Annotated in this window: 8 protein-coding genes and 2 pseudogenes; 4 read left to right on the top strand and 6 right to left on the bottom strand. The window is 51.4% G+C overall.

Features of this window, described 5'->3' with window-relative positions; genetic code table 11:
• Positions 1 to 49 precede the first annotated feature (49 nt).
• Together NYE36_RS03905 and NYE36_RS03900 are read left to right on the top strand one after the other, a co-directional pair.
• A pseudogene (locus NYE36_RS03905) lies at positions 50 to 1933 on the top strand (sensor histidine kinase); the annotation flags it as partial.
• 72 nt (positions 1934 to 2005) lie between these two features.
• The gene (locus tag NYE36_RS03900; RefSeq protein ID WP_311379457.1) at positions 2006 to 3085 is read left to right on the top strand and encodes a response regulator; all 1080 of its coding nucleotides are present in this window, start codon (positions 2006 to 2008) and stop codon (positions 3083 to 3085) included.
• 148 nt (positions 3086 to 3233) lie between these two features.
• Here NYE36_RS03900 and NYE36_RS03895 read toward each other — a convergent pair whose 3' ends face one another.
• Positions 3234 to 5297 carry an exosporium glycoprotein BclB-related protein gene (locus NYE36_RS03895; RefSeq protein WP_181461951.1) on the bottom strand — a complete coding sequence of 688 codons (2064 nt, stop codon included), beginning with the start codon at positions 5295 to 5297 and terminating at the stop codon, positions 3234 to 3236.
• A gap of 793 nt (positions 5298 to 6090) precedes the next feature.
• On the opposite strand from NYE36_RS03895, the gene NYE36_RS03890 reads away from it, so the two are divergent.
• A complete protein-coding gene (locus NYE36_RS03890; protein ID WP_342496919.1) occupies positions 6091 to 11838 on the top strand; it encodes a DUF4573 domain-containing protein in 5748 nt (1915 codons plus the stop codon).
• On the opposite strand, the pseudogene NYE36_RS03885 reads toward NYE36_RS03890, so the two are convergent.
• The 5 genes and pseudogenes from NYE36_RS03885 to NYE36_RS03865 form a co-directional block, all read right to left on the bottom strand.
• A pseudogene (locus NYE36_RS03885) lies at positions 11796 to 12176 on the bottom strand (NTTRR-F1 domain); the annotation flags it as partial. The gene NYE36_RS03890 and the pseudogene NYE36_RS03885 sit on opposite strands and share 43 nt — an antisense overlap.
• Positions 12177 to 12290: 114 nt before the next feature.
• A complete protein-coding gene (locus NYE36_RS03880; RefSeq protein WP_265451263.1) occupies positions 12291 to 12989 on the bottom strand; it encodes a hypothetical protein in 699 nt (232 codons plus the stop codon).
• Between the two features lie 107 nt (positions 12990 to 13096).
• On the bottom strand, positions 13097 to 14533 hold the full coding sequence (locus NYE36_RS03875; protein ID WP_007408966.1) for an anion permease: 1437 nt from the start codon (positions 14531 to 14533) through the stop codon (positions 13097 to 13099).
• Positions 14534 to 14657: 124 nt separating this feature from the next.
• Positions 14658 to 15923, bottom strand: coding sequence for a pectate lyase (locus NYE36_RS03870; RefSeq protein ID WP_094032624.1), 1266 nt, complete (start codon positions 15921 to 15923; stop codon positions 14658 to 14660).
• Positions 15924 to 16087: 164 nt separating this feature from the next.
• Positions 16088 to 16435 carry a general stress protein gene (locus tag NYE36_RS03865; RefSeq protein ID WP_003155650.1) on the bottom strand — a complete coding sequence of 116 codons (348 nt, stop codon included), beginning with the start codon at positions 16433 to 16435 and terminating at the stop codon, positions 16088 to 16090.
• 190 nt (positions 16436 to 16625) lie between these two features.
• Between NYE36_RS03865 and NYE36_RS03860 the strand changes: the two genes are divergently transcribed.
• Complete coding sequence (locus NYE36_RS03860) at positions 16626 to 16976, top strand: DUF3212 family protein (RefSeq protein ID WP_094032623.1); 351 nt, start codon at positions 16626 to 16628, stop codon at positions 16974 to 16976.
• Positions 16977 to 17038: the final 62 nt, after the last annotated feature.

Here is a 17038-nt window from a genome sequence, read left to right as displayed (position 1 = left end):
AGAAAAATTCATTTCGATTTCGATTATTTGCGGCTACGCTGCTTTCTTTATGATTTTTATGGTCCTGAATCATTTTTCAGGATCATCCCTCCCTCAAGCGGAACAGGGCGTGATTAATCTGGAAAAGTGGGATTTTCAAAAGGATGGAAATGTCCAGCTGAACGGGAAATGGATTCTATATCCAAATCAGATGCTGTCACCGCAGGCGCTTCATTCAGCAAAAGGAAAAAACCCCGTACTCGTTGATGTCCCCGTCAATGTGAAGCTGTTCGGAAAAACGGCCGACGTGGATTACGGGACGTACAAACTGACAATCCGATCAAATGAAGACAATCAGGTTTTGGGGATCAGCACATCTTATATCTACAGTTCAAACCGCCTTTATCTTAATGGGAAATTAATCGGACAGAGCGGCAATCCTACAGAAAAAGCTGATTTTAAGGCGCAGAACAAACCGTACAGCAGCTTTTTCAGGCTTCACAAGGGTGACAATGAACTTGTCCTGCATTTTTCGAATTTCGGAAAAGTTCCCGGCTGGGGGATCGCAAAACCGATAACGTTTGGGACTCAAGAACAAATTATACGCGAGAATCAAATTTCCTTTTTCAATGATTCCATTATGATTACGGCTTTTTTCATTACCGGTTTATATTTTCTCGGCTTTTTTCTGCAACGGACAAAGGATAAACATTTATTGTTCTTTTCCGTGATGTGTCTGCTTTTTTCTGCCATTATTCTTATGATCGGGAAAGAAAGAATTATCTTTCTCCTCTTTCCGTCTATTTCATTTTCATTGCTGAATTCCTTGCGTATCATCTCAACCGTGCTTGTCAGCATGGCGGTTTTTCTTTATCTCTTTTATGCATACAGAGAAATTGTTTCAAAAACGACGATCACCTTTTTAACCGCTTTATCCGGGATTATCTTGATCACTGATTTTATGTCCGGACGTTTCATTGACCATCTCTCATACATTTTACATTCTGTGCTTGCCGTTACGACTCTGTTTTATATTACATATATTTTTACGATTGCCGCCATAAGAAAAATAAAAGGAAGCACGTACCTTACACTCGCATCCGTCTCGATGAGCGCTTTTGTGATTCTTACGACCATTTCAGCTTACAGCGGCAAAACGGCTTTTTCTTTTAATTCGCTCTATTCATTGCCGACAGTCATCGCTTTATTGGCGGTGGTTCTTCTGATGGCGCAGCAATTCGCCGGAGCTTTCCGGGACAATGAAGTCCTCTCACGGAAATTAGTCAAAATCGACCAACTGAAAGATGAATTTATCGCCAAAACTTCACACGAATTCAAGACGCCGCTGAACAGCATTATTAATATATGCCAAACCCTTGTAGCCGGCAGAAAAAAGAAGACGATAGAGGAAGAGAAAGAAAATATGCAGCTGATCATCCGTATGGGCTACAGACTTTCCGATCTCGTAAATGATATTCTTGATTTGGAAAAAATGAAGCAGGGTATGCTGCAGATTCGTCCGGTTCCCGTCGATGTGCATGCCGTCATATGCAGTGAGATGAACTTCTACCGGCTTTTATCCAAACATAAAAAACTTGCCATTCTTAATCATGTGCCGGACGGCCTCCCTTTGGTGCTTGCAGATGAAAACCGATTCCGTCAAATCTTAACCAATCTTGTTGAAAACGCAATCAAGTACACATCCGAGGGGAACATTATTCTTTCTGCTGAAAGCCTGAATGACAAAATGATTCAAATCACGGTGGCCGATACCGGCAGCGGCATTCCTGAGGCTGATCTTGAAACCATTTTTGATTCTTTTCAGCAAGCGGGAGGGACGGAAGAAGATGGAACGGGTTTAGGTTTAAGTATTGTGAAACAGCTCGTCAAGCTCCAAAACGGGGACATCTGGGCGGAGTCAGCGGCGGCGCAAGGATCAGCCTTTCATTTTACGTTACCCGCCGCTCAAATTGATTCTTTACCGGAAGCAAAGACCGAACTTCCTGAATCACATCCCGGGCAGAGAATGTCGGATATTTCGATGGTCACGCCTTATCACTCAGAAAAAATCGATGCTCCGACGATTCTGATCGTCGACGATAACATCGAGAGTTTGAAAATTTTAACTGATATGCTGGAAGGTGTTCCTTATAACGTAATCGCAGTAAAAAGCGGAAAAGAGGCGCTTCAAGCTGTCTCTTCCTCGAAGCTTGACTTGGTCATATTAGACTTGATGATGCCCGACATGACGGGTTTTGAAGTCTGCACAATCATCCGCGAAAGATTCAGCATGGTCGATCTGCCGGTTCTTATCGTTACGGCAGCCATTATCAGCCATGACAAATACAAGGCGTTTCATGCCGGAGCAAACGACATCTTACAGAAGCCTTATCATTACTCTGAATTCACCGCGCGTATTAAAAATTTAATTTTGATGAAGCATACGGCTCACCAAGCCACAAATTTAGAAATGGCATTTCTTCAGTCGCAGATTAAGCCTCATTTTCTATACAATGTATTAAATACGATCATCGCGCTCAGCCATTTGGATATTGAAAAAGCACGGGAAACGACTGCTGCATTTACAAACTATTTAAGGATGAGTTTTGATTTTCAAAACACTTCGGACATCAGCTCATTCAAAAACGAACTTTCTATCATTACGTCATATCTTTCTATAGAAAAAACACGCTTCGGCAAACGGCTTGATATCCTTTTTGATATTGAACAGGACATTGACTTCCCCCTTCCGCCTTTAATGATACAGCCATTGGTGGAAAACGCCGTTCATCACGGGATCAGTAAGAAAAGAGGCGGCGGACGGATAAAGCTGACAGCGAAAAAACAAGGCGAAAACACGTATTTTATCAAAGTGGAGGATAATGGAACCGGCATCATGCCGGACATACAGAAAGATATTTTGTCTTCTGATGTTAATCGCAGTGTCGGCCTGAAAAATATCAATCGGCGGCTGAAGCATTTTTGCGGAAGTGAATTGACGATCACCAGCACCCCGGATGAGGGCACCGCTGTTTCGATGATGATTCACACTCCCGGCACAACGGATGATTCGAACTCACTAAAAACGTCTTCATTAAGATACTGATTAACTTCAGAAGGCTTGTAAATACTTCTGCCGGCTGTCGGGAAATTCCCGTCAGCCTTTATAGAAAGACGTAAAAACAAAAAAGCTTGAAGAAAAAATGATATCTTCTCCAAGCTTAGATGATCCGCACCAGTCTGGCCGTTCTCACTTAAGAAATCGTAACTCCCGCGCTTGCATATCCCGCCACTGTATTAATAAGCGAAAGGCCTGTCGCAGTGGCGGAGAATACCATTAACAGCCGGGTTTGAGGAGTTACCGCAATGTTCAGCCCTGTCGTGATTCCGTTGCTGATGCTGCCGATTGACAATATGCCGGTGAGGGGAGGAGCTAAAGTGACGGATGCTCCGGGGATCGGCGTGAACGTATTGTTCGGCACTGTGGAACTGTATAATTGTGCGGTTATCGTAACAGTCGAGCCGACAAGCGACAATGCTGCGGTTGTACTGAAATAGGCGGCAATTGATGTAATGGTTCCGCTTCTCGGAGCCGAAAAAGCAAAGTTCAGCAGAGTTCCTCCAGCCCCGGTAAGATCAATTGCACCTCCCCCTCCGATATTGACGCCCGTTACAGAATTGCCGAAGCCGACAAGGCTCACCGTTCCGATTAATCCGCCGGCAATGGTCGTCACGGCAGCTGGAAGACCTGAAGCATAGGGAATGATCGCGCCTGCTCCGGTTACTCCCGTTACTCCTGTTGCTCCCGTTACTCCGGTGGCTCCAGTATCTCCGGTTACTCCCGTTACCCCGGTTGCTCCCGTTACTCCTGTTACCCCGGTTGCTCCTGTTGCCCCGGTGGCGCCGGTGAGCCCGGTTACTCCCGTTATCCCGGTTGCTCCGGTTACTCCGGTAGCGCCGGTGAGCCCGGTTGCTCCGGTTACTCCAGTTACTCCAGTTACCCCGGTTGCTCCGGTTGCTCCGGTTACTCCGGTTGCTCCGGTTATTCCGGTGGCGCCAGTTACTCCGGTTGAGCCTGTTACTCCCGTTGCTCCCGTTATTCCGGTCGCTCCAGTAGCTCCGGTTACCCCGGTTACTCCTGTTACCCCGGTTACTCCGGTTGTTCCCGTTACCCCAGTTGCACCTGTTACTCCGGTCGCTCCCGTTACTCCAGTCGAGCCGGTGAGCCCTGTTGCTCCGGTGGCTCCTGTTGCTCCGGTGGCTCCTGTTGCTCCGGTGGCTCCTGTTGCTCCGGTTACTCCGGTTGCTCCCGTTACTCCCGTGGCGCCCGTTATCCCGGTGGCTCCGGTTGCTCCAGTCGAACCTGTTACCCCTGTGGCTCCCGTTACTCCCGTGGCGCCCGTTACTCCGGTGGCTCCAGTATCTCCGGTTACTCCCGTGGCTCCTGTTGCTCCAGTTGCGCCGGTTACTCCCGTTACTCCCGTTACCCCGGTGGCTCCGGTTGCTCCTGTTGCCCCGTTGGCGCCGGTTGCTCCTGTTGCCCCGTTGGCGCCGGTGAGCCCGGTTACTCCCGTTATCCCGGTTGCTCCGGTTACTCCTGTTGCCCCGGTGGCTCCCGTTATCCCAGCTGCGCCGGTTACTCCGGTTGAGCCTGTTACTCCCGTTGCTCCCGTTATTCCGGTCGATCCAGTAGCTCCGGTTACTCCGGTTGTTCCCGTTACTCCGATGGCTCCCGTTATTCCAGTTGCGCCGGTTACTCCAGTGGCTCCCGTTATCCCAGTTGATCCCGTTACTCCAGTGGCTCCCGTTACCCCGGTGGCACCGGTTACTCCGGTCGAGCCCGTTACTCCCGTTGCTCCCGTTACCCCGGTGGCACCGGTTATTCCAGTCGCACCGGTTGCTCCGGTCGAGCCCGTTACTCCCGTTACTCCCGTGGCGCCGGTTGCTCCAGTCGCGCCGGGATCTCCAGTGACGCCGGTTACCCCAGTCGCTCCGGTATTCCCGGTCGAGCCCGTTGCTCCGGTGAACCCCGTTGCTCCAGTCAGCCCTGTTGCTCCGGTCAGCCCCGTTGCTCCGGTCAGCCCCGTTGCTCCGGTGAATCCTCTTACATGAAAATGATTTGGATGACAGCATGGACACCATCTTTCATGACAGCAAGAGTTTTCGCAACAGAATCCTTCACAGCAATGTGCCCGATTTTGATAACTGCGCCTTTGATTTCTTCTTTTATGTTGAAAATGACAGCAACACTCATTACTATTCCGGCAGTCGTAATCCCAAGAGTCGTATCTGTTATACCAAGTATCTCCTTTTCTCATTACACCACCTCTATTTGCATAATATTTCCACAAGAAAAAAAGGTGTGGCAAAATCCCACTTCTATTGGGCAAATTTTTAAATGTTCTTTAAGGCTGCATCATGCAGCATTTACAGAAAAAAAGACCTAACTTTGCATAAGTCAGGTCTTTCATCTTTAAAATATCAGTCTGCTGTTGTCATTAGGTTGTCGGGAAACTTATGCTGTTAAAATCGATATTGAGAGCAGTTGCTGCCGTTAAATTATTAGCAGTTGTGAAAATAACCCTGAGCTGGTAAGTGTTCGTTCCTGCGGTCGGCGCAGTATCCACTGTTGTATCAGCAATCGAAAAACTATCCGTAGCTGCGAGAGTACTGGTTCGCGACAGAGTTCTTGTATGAATTTGCACTGCTCCCCTATATAATCTCACTTCAAAAACAAAGTTTGAATTGGCTGCAGTTGTTAACGCGACACTGAGTGCATAATCCAGCTTTACATTCTGCAAAGCATTAACTGGGACTGCCAGCGTAGCAACGGGAACTTCTGTATTTAACGGCGGATAAACAGTGAGCGGCCCGTTGGTTCTTGTGAAGAGCAAGGTTGGTGTACTGCCTGTGGCGCCGGTTGGTCCGGTTGGGCCCGTTGCTCCTGTGGCTCCTGTTGACCCGGTTGCTCCTGTTACTCCGGTTGGGCCAGTTGCTCCGGTTGGCCCTGTTGCGCCGGTCGATCCTGTGGCGCCGGTGAGCCCGGTTGCTCCCGTTACTCCAGTTACTCCCGTGGCTCCTGTTACTCCCGTGGCTCCAGTCAAGCCGGTTATGCCTGTCGATCCGGTTGGGCCCGTTATTCCGGTTACTCCGGTCGATCCGGTTGAGCCTGTTGGCCCTGTTGCACCGGTTGGTCCGGTCGCTCCAGTTGAACCGGTCGCTCCGGTGGCTCCGGTGAGCCCGGTTGCTCCAGTTAGTCCTGTTACACCAGTTATTCCCGTTACTCCAGTTGGACCAGTTGCTCCGGTTGAACCTGTTACACCTGTTGCGCCAGTCGCTCCGGTTATCCCCGTTGCCCCAGTCACTCCAGTTGCTCCTGTTGATCCCGTCACTCCTGTGGCTCCGGTTAGTCCTGTTACACCAGTTATTCCCGTTACACCAGTTGGACCAGTTGCTCCGGTTGAACCTGTTACCCCTGTTGCCCCAGTCACTCCAGTTGCTCCTGTTACTCCCGTTACTCCGGTGGCTCCAGTCACACCCGTTGAACCGGTTGGGCCTGTCGATCCCGTTGAACCGGTTTCTCCTGTTAAGCCGGTTGGGCCTGTCGCGCCTGTTATTCCAGTTAGCCCTGTTACTCCAGTTGCGCCTGTTGCGCCCGTTATTCCGGTCGCTCCGGTTGCACCTGTTATACCCGTTGCTCCAGTCACTCCAGTTGCTCCGGTTTCTCCAGTCGGTCCTGTTGATCCCGTTACTCCCGTTACTCCCGTTGCCCCAGTTACTCCGGTTGAGCCCGTGGTTCCGGTTTCTCCTGTTGCGCCGGTTGCTCCGGTTTCTCCGGTTGAACCTGTTGCTCCCGTTGCTCCAGTTGGACCAGTTGCTCCGGTTGCCCCAGTTACTCCGGTTGAGCCCGTGGTTCCGGTTTCACCGGTTGAACCAGTTGACCCTGTTGGACCTGTTGCTCCTGTTACTCCAGTTGATCCCGTTGGACCTGTTGCTCCTGTTACTCCAGTTGAGCCCGTTGAGCCAGTCGCGCCGGTTTCTCCGGTTACTCCAGTTGGACCGGTCTCTCCAGTTGGGCCGGTTTCTCCGGTTGGACCGGTCTCTCCAGTTGAGCCGATTTCTCCAGTTACCCCCGTTGCCCCTGTTGCGCCGGTTGATCCCGTTGCTCCTGTTGGGCCGGTTTCTCCAGTAGCTCCGGTATCCCCGGTCGAGCCAGTTTCTCCGGTTGAACCAGTCACTCCAGTGACTCCGGTTGCTCCTGTCGGTCCTGTTGCTCCTGTCGAGCCAGTTTCTCCAGTTGCCCCAGTCACTCCAGTTGGACCGGTTTCTCCAGTCGCTCCGGTTATCCCCGTTGACCCAGTCACTCCCGTTACACCGGTTGGGCCGGTCTCTCCAGTTGGGCCGATTTCTCCAGTTACCCCCGTTGCCCCTGTTGCGCCGGTTGCTCCTGTCGCCCCTGTTGCGCCGGTTGATCCCGTTGCTCCGGTTGGGCCGGTCGAGCCAGTTTCTCCGGTTGAACCAGTTGACCCTGTTGGACCTGTTGCTCCTGTTACTCCAGTTGATCCCGTTGAGCCAGTCGCACCGGTTTCTCCAGTTGGGCCGGTTTCTCCGGTTGAACCAGTTGACCCTGTTGGACCTGTTGCTCCTGTTACTCCAGTTGATCCCGTTGAGCCAGTCGCGCCGGTTTCTCCAGTTGGGCCGGTTTCTCCGGTCGAACCTGTTACACCTGTTGGGCCGGTTGGACCGGTCTCTCCCGTTGGGCCAGTTTCTCCCATTGCACCGGTTACTCCTGTTGCTCCAGTTACACCGGTTATTCCTGTTGACCCTGTTACACCGGTTGAGCCAGTCGCTCCGGTTATACCAGTTGCCCCTGTCGCTCCTGTTGAACCGGTTGCACCTGTTACTCCTGTTGGGCCGGTTTCTCCCGTTGAGCCAGTCGGTCCGGTTGAACCAATTGCTCCTGTCACTCCAGTTGCACCTGTTATCCCGGTTGAGCCCGTGACCCCAGTTACTCCGGTTGAGCCAGTTGGTCCTGTTACACCAGTTATTCCCGTTACACCAGTTGGACCAGTTGCTCCGGTTGCCCCAGTCACTCCAGTTGCACCTGTTGATCCCGTTACTCCGGTTTCTCCTGTCGATCCTGTTGCTCCAGTCACTCCCGTTGGACCGGTCGATCCGGTTACTCCCGTTACACCAGTCGCTCCTGTTGTTCCCGTTGCTCCGGTTATACCAGTTGGGCCTGTTGCTCCAGGTGATCCCGTTGCACCTGTTACTCCAGGTGATCCCGTTGCCCCAGTCACTCCAGTTGCACCTGTTGATCCGGTTGCTCCCGTTGAGCCCGTTGAGCCGGTTGGGCCTGTCGATCCAGTTACACCAGTTGGGCCGGTTTCTCCGGTTGAACCTGTTACTCCAGTTGATCCCGTTACACCAGTTGGACCCGTTGCTCCGGTTGCGCCGGTTTCTCCCGTTACACCGGTTGGGCCGGTTGGGCCTGTCGATCCCGTTGCTCCGGTTTCTCCTGTCGCCCCGGTTTCTCCGGTTGTTCCCGTGATTCCGGTTGGGCCTGTTATTCCTGTTGCTCCGGTTTCTCCTGTCGCCCCAGTCACACCCGTCGCTCCAGTCACACCCGTTGGACCGGTTGGCCCTGTTACTCCTGTTGGGCCGGTTGAACCGGTTGTGCCTGTCGATCCCGTTGGGCCTGTTATTCCGGTTGTACCGGTTGCGCCAGTCGCTCCGGTTGCACCGGTTGAGCCTGTTGCTCCTGTTATCCCCGTTTCTCCAGTCACTCCAGTTGCACCAGTAACTCCAGTTGCACCGGTTTCTCCTGTCGGTCCTGTTGATCCCGTTACTCCCGTTGCACCGGTTGCACCGGTTACTCCCGTTGCACCAGTTTCTCCGGTTGAGCCCGTGACCCCAGTTGGGCCTGTTGCGCCGGTCGCTCCGGTTGAGCCCGTGGTTCCGGTTTCTCCTGTTGGCCCTGTTGCGCCGGTTGGACCTGTCGATCCTGTTGCACCGGTTGAGCCAGTTGGGCCGGTCGATCCCGTTGCACCTGTTGCTCCGGTTGAACCAGTTACTCCGGTTGGGCCGATTTCTCCAGTTACACCCGTTGCCCCTGTTGGGCCGGTTTCTCCGATTGAACCAGTTACACCAGTTGGGCCGGTTTCTCCTGTCGCCCCTGTTTCTCCGGTTGTTCCTGTTGCCCCAGTTGGGCCGGTTTCTCCCGTTGCACCGGTTACACCTGTTGAGCCCGTTACACCAGTTGGACCCGTTACTCCGGTTGAGCCGGTTTCTCCCGTTGAGCCAGTTGAGCCAGTCGCGCCGGTTGAACCTGTTACTCCTGTTGGGCCAGTTACTCCCGTTACTCCGGTTACTCCTCTTGCTCCCGTTGCTCCGGTCGATCCGGTTGGGCCTGTTATTCCTGTTGCTCCGGTTTCTCCGGTCGCCCCAGTTACTCCCGTTGCTCCAGTCACACCCGTTGCACCGGTTGGGCCTGTTACTCCTGTTACTCCAGTTGATCCCGTTGCGCCAGTCGCGCCGGTTGAACCGGTTACACCAGTTGCGCCTGTTGAGCCGGTTGCTCCAGTTACCCCCGTTGATCCTGTTGAGCCCGTTGCACCAGTCGTTCCGGTTACTCCGGTTCCACCTGTTGCGCCTGTTGAGCCGGTTATTCCAGTTATACCAGTTGATCCCGTTGGTCCAGTCTCCCCCGTTGGACCGGTCGAGCCTGTTATTCCGGTCGCTCCTGTTGCACCTGTTGATCCCGTTACTCCGGTTTCTCCTGTCGATCCTGTTGCTCCTGTTATTCCGGTTAAGCCTGTTGATCCCGTTGGGCCGGTTGATCCGGTTACACCCGTTACCCCAGTCGCTCCTGTTGTTCCCGTTGCTCCATTTATACCAGTTGCGCCGGTCGCTCCGGTTGAGCCCGTGGTTCCGGTTACTCCTGTTGGCCCTGTTGCGCCGGTTGGGCCTGTCGATCCTGTTGCACCCGTTTCTCCGGTTGGTCCGGTTGAGCCTGTTGGGCCGATTTCTCCCGTTACACCGGTTGCGCCGGTTTCTCCCGTTGCCCCAGTTTCTCCTGTTGGGCCAGTTTCTCCCATTGCCCCGGTTACTCCTGTTGCTCCAGTTACACCGGTTATTCCTGTTGACCCTGTTACACCCGTTACCCCAGTCGCTCCTGTCGATCCAGTTGGACCCGTTACTCCGGTGGGGCCTGTTGATCCCGTTGCGCCTGTTATTCCTGTTGACCCGCTTACTCCGGTTGCACCTGTTACACCAGTCACTCCTGTTGAGCCGGTTGCTCCAGTTACCCCCGTTGATCCTGTTGAGCCCGTTGCACCAGTCGTTCCGGTTACTCCGGTTCCACCTGTTGCGCCTGTTGAGCCGGTTATTCCAGTTATACCAGTTGATCCCGTTGGACCTGTTTCCCCAGTTACACCTGTTGGGCCGGTTGGGCCGGTTGCTCCAGTTATACCTGTCGCCCCAGTTTCCCCTGTTATTCCGGTTGTACCTGTCACTCCCGTTGGTCCAGTCTCCCCCGTTGGTCCAGTCTCCCCCGTTGGACCGGTCGAGCCTGTTATTCCGGTCGCTCCTGTTGTTCCCGTTCTCCCGGTTACACCCGTGACCCCAGTCGATCCTGTCGATCCCGTTACTCCTGCTGGGCCGGTTACTCCCGTCGCACCGGTTTCTCCTGTTGCTCCAGTCACTCCGGTTGAGCCAGTAGCTCCGGTATCCCCGGTCGAGCCAGTTACTCCGGTCGCTCCTGTTGTTCCCGTTCTCCCGGTTACACCCGTGACCCCAGTCGATCCTGTCGATCCCGTTACTCCTGCTGGGCCGGTTACTCCCGTCGCACCGGTTTCTCCTGTTGCTCCAGTCACTCCGGTTGAGCCAGTAGCTCCGGTATCCCCGGTCGAGCCAGTTACTCCGGTTGCCCCAGTCACTCCAGTTGCACCTGTTGATCCCGTTACTCCGGTTTCTCCTGTTGCTCCTGTTATTCCGGTTGAGCCTGTTGATCCCGTTGGACCGGCCTCTCCCGTTGGGCCGGTTGATCCGGTTACACCCGTTACCCCAGTCGCTCCTGTTATCCCCGTCGCACCGGTTTCTCCTGTTACACCCGTTGGACCTGTTCCCCCGGTTGCGCCTGTTTCTCCAGTTAATCCCGTCGCACCAGTTGAGCCGGTTGCGCCTGTCGGTCCGGTTGTTCCCGTTCCCCCGGTTACACCCGTTACCCCAGTCGCTCCTGTCGATCCAGTTGGACCCGTTACTCCGGTGAGGCCTGTTGATCCCGTTGCGCCTGTTATTCCTGTTGACCCGCTTACTCCGGTTGGACCAGTTACACCAGTCGCTCCTGTTGGACCGGTCAAGCCGGTTGGGCCTGTTGAGCCTGCTATCCCCGTTGCCCCAGTCACTCCTGTTGAACCGGTCAAGCCGGTTGGGCCTGTCGATCCGGTTGATCCGGTTACTCCGGTTGGGCCTGTTGCACCAGTCAAGCCAGTTGTTCCTCTTACTCCAGTCACTCCGGTTGAGCCCGTGGTTCCGGTTGCTCCTCTTGCTCCTGTTACACCAGTCGCTCCTCTTGCTCCAGTCACTCCGGTTGAGCCCGTGGTTCCGGTTGCTCCTCTTGCTCCTGTTACACCAGTCGAGCCGGTAGCTCCAGTTACTCCGGTTGCTCCGGTCGCTCCTCTTGCTCCGGTCACTCCTGTGGGGCCCGTCACTCCAGTGGGACCTGTAATTCCTGTTACGCCAGGTTCACCCCCGGTTTGCGCCAATGAAACGTCGTCTATTAAAACCGTGCCGGAAGAAACCTTACTTAATACAATGACAGCAGAGGCCGCGCCAGAAGGCACAGTGCTTGTTTTATAGATTTCAGACCATGTGTGAAAGAGCACGTTCGGCAAATTTCCGGGTGTAATATTTTCTTGAATGGAACTGATTTGTTCACCTGCTGCGCTGACATATATGATCTGGAGAGTGACTTGGGGACTTGGCTCATTTCCGAGCGTTGCGAGTGATACGAATAGAGTCACTGACTTGGCTGAAATTGGAACGATTTGACTGAGGTAAGCATATGGCTGAGCTCCAATAAATTGCGCAGAATATCTCCCTGAGTGTGCAAACAAACTGTTAATCTGGGTATTTGCCGAACTCCACCCCGCTAATGTGCCGGTTTCAAAGCTTCCGTTTATAATCGGATTATTCATTCAATCTTTTTCCCTCTCCTTCCCGTTGTTGACCGTCTTACTTATTAAGACAGCATATTAATACGGGCTGTGTTTTGACAATCTAAATAAAAAAGGTGATTTCTTTTCATCACCTTAATCCGATCCTTGAATGGGGAATCCCGTCGCAATGAGGGAGCGGTTTGCCGCAGCGACTTGTGTTACGTAATTCGAAGAAAGGACGGATAAATAGAGCTGGTACGCGGCTGTTTCATCCGCCTTCATTTCGTCGATGTACGTAAAAGGAATTCCTATGATTTGTCCGCCTGAAGAAAAGAGGTTCCGCTCTTGTCTCTGTGTTTGTATCGATACGCCATTTCTTTGCAGATCGACAGCTAAGACCAATGAGAAATGAGACTCGAGCGGATCTAATTCCACATTTACTTGTATGACGGCATCCGTTTTCACCAATTGATCTGTCGGCGCGGCTATCACTGCGCTTAACACGTTTATCGGTGTTCCTTCTAACGGAATCATCATTTGGTCTGCTGTATTTTGAAAAGCTACCGCGGGAACCGCTCCCGGCGGCCCCTCAGGCCCCGGCGGACCGGGCGGACCCGCCTCCCCTTGCGGACCGCGGGAGCCGGCGGGTCCTCTTTTACCTTCGGGACCTCGCAGCCCGGGTACGCACAAGGCAGATCGATTTTCATCTGAAGACGGAAACCGTTTTTCCGTCCCTGTTTCCGGTCTTTCATGTTCACATGGTAATTGTTCATACCGGCGTTTCATATGTCTGCTCATATATTTGTAAGGTTTCTGTTTCAATATCATGTATTGATTACGGCCGCTGCTCATATTATCACCCCGGCCATATTCTATTCGCACTGGAGTCATCATGTGCAGGCCCTTCCCCTTCCTTACAGAAATAAAAAAAAGGCAGACCTGAGTCTGCCTTTTTTCTTCTACCATAACCCTAATACTTTCCACCATAATCCGCCGATCACAAGCCATGTCACAATATGGACGATTGACAGGATAAAGCCGATGGACCACCATTTGCTTTGCGATATATAGCCCGCTCCGAAAAAGACCGGAGCCGCTCCTGAGCCGTAATGCGTCGTCGAACCGAAAAGGTTGCTGAAAAACGCCAGGCTGAGCGCCGCCAACAGCGGCGGAGCGCCTGCCGCCACGATGACGGCGAGAAATGCCGCATACATGGCGCTGATATGCGCGGTTGCGCTCGCAAAGAAGTAATGCGTGTAATAATACACGACAATCAGAATCATAAATGCCACAATCCATGAAAAACCGGAAACAGAAGATTTCATCATATTGCTGAACCAAGACACCATGCCGAGCTCATTCAGGAAATTCGCCAGCATCACAAGCGCCGCGAACCAAGTCAGCGTATCCCATGCACCTTGTTCCTTTTTGATGTCCTCCCATGTTAATACCTGTGACAAAAGCAAAACGGATAATCCGATCAGGGCCGTCGTCGTTGCGTCAATATTTAAGCTTCCTCCGAAAATCCACAGCGCAAGCACCAATAAAAAGACAATGACCATGGAGAGTTCGGATTTTTTAAACGGACCCATTTCTTTCAATTTTTCCGTTGCGATTTTAGCCGCATCCGGTGTTTCTTTAATTTCCGGCGGATACAGCTTATAAATGACGAGCGGCGTAATGATTAAGCTCGCCAATCCCGGTACAATGGCTGCGATTGCCCAGCTTGTCCATGTGATGTCCACCCCTGCGACATCGTGGGCCAGCTTGGCGATCAGCGGGTTCGCCGCCATTGCCGTCAAAAACATCGCAGACGTAATCAAGTTTCCTTGAAAACCGGTTTTTAATAAGAAAGCGCCGATTTTCCGCTCTGTTCCGTCTGCCGGCGTTGATCCGAAAGTTTCGGATAATGATCTGATAATAGGAAAAATAATGCCGCCCGCCCGTGCCGTGTTGCTCGGAATGGCAGGTGATAAAATTAAATCACTGAAAAGCAGTGAATAAGAAAGGCCGAGTGTTTTCTTCCCGAACCGTTGTACGAATACGTAAGAAATCCTGGCGCCGAGCCCGGTTTTGATGAACCCCCGGGAAATAAAAAAGGCGATGACAATCAGCCAGATTGTCTTGTTTCCAAATCCGCTTAACGTATTTTCAATAGATAGCGTTCCCGTTAACGCGGTGACTGCCAATGCAAAAATTGCAATTGCGCCCATTGGCAAGGGCTTGGAGATAAAGCCGATAATTGTTGCGACAAAAATAGCGAACAAATGCCATGCTTTAGGTTCAAGTCCGGACGGCGCGGGAATAAACCAAATGATTAATCCCACAGCAACAGTAATAAGCAAAGGAATGATTTTTACTGCCTGCTGTTTTTTTGCGTCTTTTTCTGAAGCCATTACAGGTCTCCTCCTATTTTGTTGTCTTCCATCCCCTATCCCATTTTACTACTTAACTAAGTTAATAAACGTTTTTGTTAATTAAAAAACACAAAGGAATATTTTCCTTTGTGTTTCTTGTTTATTATTTTAATATGCCCGACCCGGCTTTAGATATAACATCTGATTTTACATTTGATGATGAGCCGATGGAACCGTGCAATGACGGTGTCCAGCCGACGGACTGACTTAATCCGTTGGCGGCTGACGCATTAATGGAGGAGCCGTTTAAAAGAGTGCCGTCTTCATGAAGTGCTTTTCCGCCGCTGAAGACGCTGATGACTTTATCAGCAGCCAGTCCCGGCACTTCAAAGACATTATTCTGGGCATATATCTTTGACGCGTGGCCCGCGCCCCACGCATAGCTGAACGGGTATGCGGCACTTTTAGAGCCTGCGTAAAAATTATTATAAATATGAACCTGCCCGTACCGGACCCGCGGTGCGCGCTGGACGATGTTCTGGTAATAGTTATGGTGAATGGTCACCTTCAGTTTTCCTTCATCCGACGTCTTGCTGTCGCTGTTTCCGATGACAGAGCCTTTGTCATGGTCATGATATTTATTATAGGACAATGTAATATAATTCGCCCCGTTGGCTATATCCGTCTGGCCGTCATGGTGCTGATATTTTCTCCCGTAATAGTAGGGAAAACCGCTGTCGGGATTCGATCCGTCATTAAAGGTGCAATGATCGATCCAGATGTGCGTCGCGCCGTTAATGGTGATATTGTCATATTCCGAGTTCCAGTTGCCGCTGCTGCCGTCCGTCGGGTCCCATTGCGGAAAATAGTCGTAAGCGTCTTGAAATTCAATGTTGCGGATGATGACATTGTCGACGCCGTTCTTAATATTAAAATTCCCGCCTGTCACTTTGGCATTTGAACCCGAGCCGATGATCGTCGTATTTGAAGGAATGTCAACCACGACCCGTGCCTTCTGGTTTTTTTGCGATCGCTGTCTGGCGTCTTCCTGGGTGCCTGACGGCGCTTTTTTTCCCCATTTGTCCGGGTCGTACGCCTTCAGATAGGCGTTCGGATCATATGCCGGATCTTTATAATCATTAAAGCCGAGCGTTTTATTGCGGTCGTCCGTATTCATATTGATTGTGCCTTGTATGTAAATAATCTTCGGTGTGCTGTTGGCGCTTCCCCCTAATGCAGAAACGAGCTGCTGTCTGTTTGATACGGTGTATACATTCGATGAAGAGGCTTTCGCGCCGCCGATTGTCCCGCCGGAAGCGGCTCCCCAGCCGTCATTTGTTCCTAACGTCTGCCGTCCCAGATCAGCGGCATAGACGTCCGCAGGGATCATACATAAACAAACCGCCAGCATAAATAACATTTTTTTCATGAATTGTGCTCCTCCTGTTTCTTTGTTCCAATTTATTACAATTGAATTGTATCAAATCAGTTGAGAAACAGCACCGAAAATGTACAGAATGCGCCTTTCGGTTTTATTGCGGAAACCGCAAAAAAATCCCAAGGGGACCGAAAACCCCTTGGGATCTGTTCAGCTTACGCCCATGATTTCACTTTTTCGTTATCCGTGACAAACAGAAGAACTTTTCCTTCATCTAAGCGCTTTTCAAATTGTGATGCTTCCTCTTCTGAAAAGCCGATTTCGTGAATTTTGTTGCGGAGCTCGTCGCCTTTTTTATTAAACATATTGCCGACTGCGTGTTTAATGCCCGTTTCTTTCGCTCCGATGGTATTGACATCAGTATTATCGGCCAGGCGGTCCGTTCTGTCGTCATCATGAGAAAGCACATATACATCTTCTTTTGCGACACCCAGCTGCTGAAGCTCTTTTACGTCCTGCATCAGTTTTTGATCATTTGTATATTCTCTTACTACCGGTTTCATTGATAAGTCCTCCCTTTTGTTTTGTATATTGGATGTTTACCCGCTCAATCAAGGATCAAACAAAAGAAGGAGAGTTCCGTGAAAAATCGGGCAGATTGTCGGTGGATATTTTCTGGCGGGACATGTTACAGTAGGGAAAGCTACTTCTATCAGAAAAATAAAAATCTTCATGAGCCGATCAAGCAGGGAGGTGGTTCCTATCCATTACTTTTCACCGGAACAGCGATTTAACGCTTGGGTTGTCAGTGATTTAGTGAAGCAGGTATTCCGCCGGCAAACCCGCTGCCCGGATGGAATAAAAGAGCTTACGGCCTTTGCTGAAGATACTTTTCATATTAATATCGATTTCGTTTTCTCTATGATTATCAATATCGGTGATATCGAATCCGTTCTGCCGACAGAAATTGAAAATAAGCTGGGTTCTTACCTGACCGCGCTTCAGCCCGTGATTACCGCTGACATGCTTCATTCTTCAAAAACGAATGCCTATGAATATTTGGAACATGAGAAAAACACCGATGTGTACCGGTTATTCTATTAAATATGCATATAAGGAAAGAAGGGCCCTGGCCCTTCTTTTTTTATGGCCGCTGACGGTTTGAT

It is taken from the genome of Bacillus sp. FSL R5-0593 (assembly GCF_038603755.1).
In the GTDB taxonomy this organism is placed as follows: Bacteria; Bacillota; Bacilli; order Bacillales; family Bacillaceae; genus Bacillus; species Bacillus velezensis.
The sequence above is the reverse complement of the archived record's forward strand: the minus strand, read 5'-3'. Positions and strand labels throughout refer to the sequence as shown.

Bases quoted from the DNA above. Each gene is read 5' to 3' on its own strand.
- NYE36_RS03875 (WP_007408966.1), bottom strand. From the start codon at position 14,533: ATGGCTTCAGAAAAAGACGCAAAAAAACAGCAGGCAGTAAAAATCATT.
- NYE36_RS03890 (WP_342496919.1), top strand. From the start codon at position 6,091: ATGCCTGTCGATCCGGTTGGGCCCGTTATTCCGGTTACTCCGGTCGAT.
- NYE36_RS03870 (WP_094032624.1), bottom strand. From the start codon at position 15,923: ATGAAAAAAATGTTATTTATGCTGGCGGTTTGTTTATGTATGATCCCT.
- NYE36_RS03880 (WP_265451263.1), bottom strand. From the start codon at position 12,989: ATGAGCAGCGGCCGTAATCAATACATGATATTGAAACAGAAACCTTAC.
- NYE36_RS03865 (WP_003155650.1), bottom strand. From the start codon at position 16,435: ATGAAACCGGTAGTAAGAGAATATACAAATGATCAAAAACTGATGCAG.
- NYE36_RS03900 (WP_311379457.1), top strand. From the start codon at position 2,006: ATGTCGGATATTTCGATGGTCACGCCTTATCACTCAGAAAAAATCGAT.
- NYE36_RS03895 (WP_181461951.1), bottom strand. From the start codon at position 5,297: ATGAGAAAAGGAGATACTTGGTATAACAGATACGACTCTTGGGATTAC.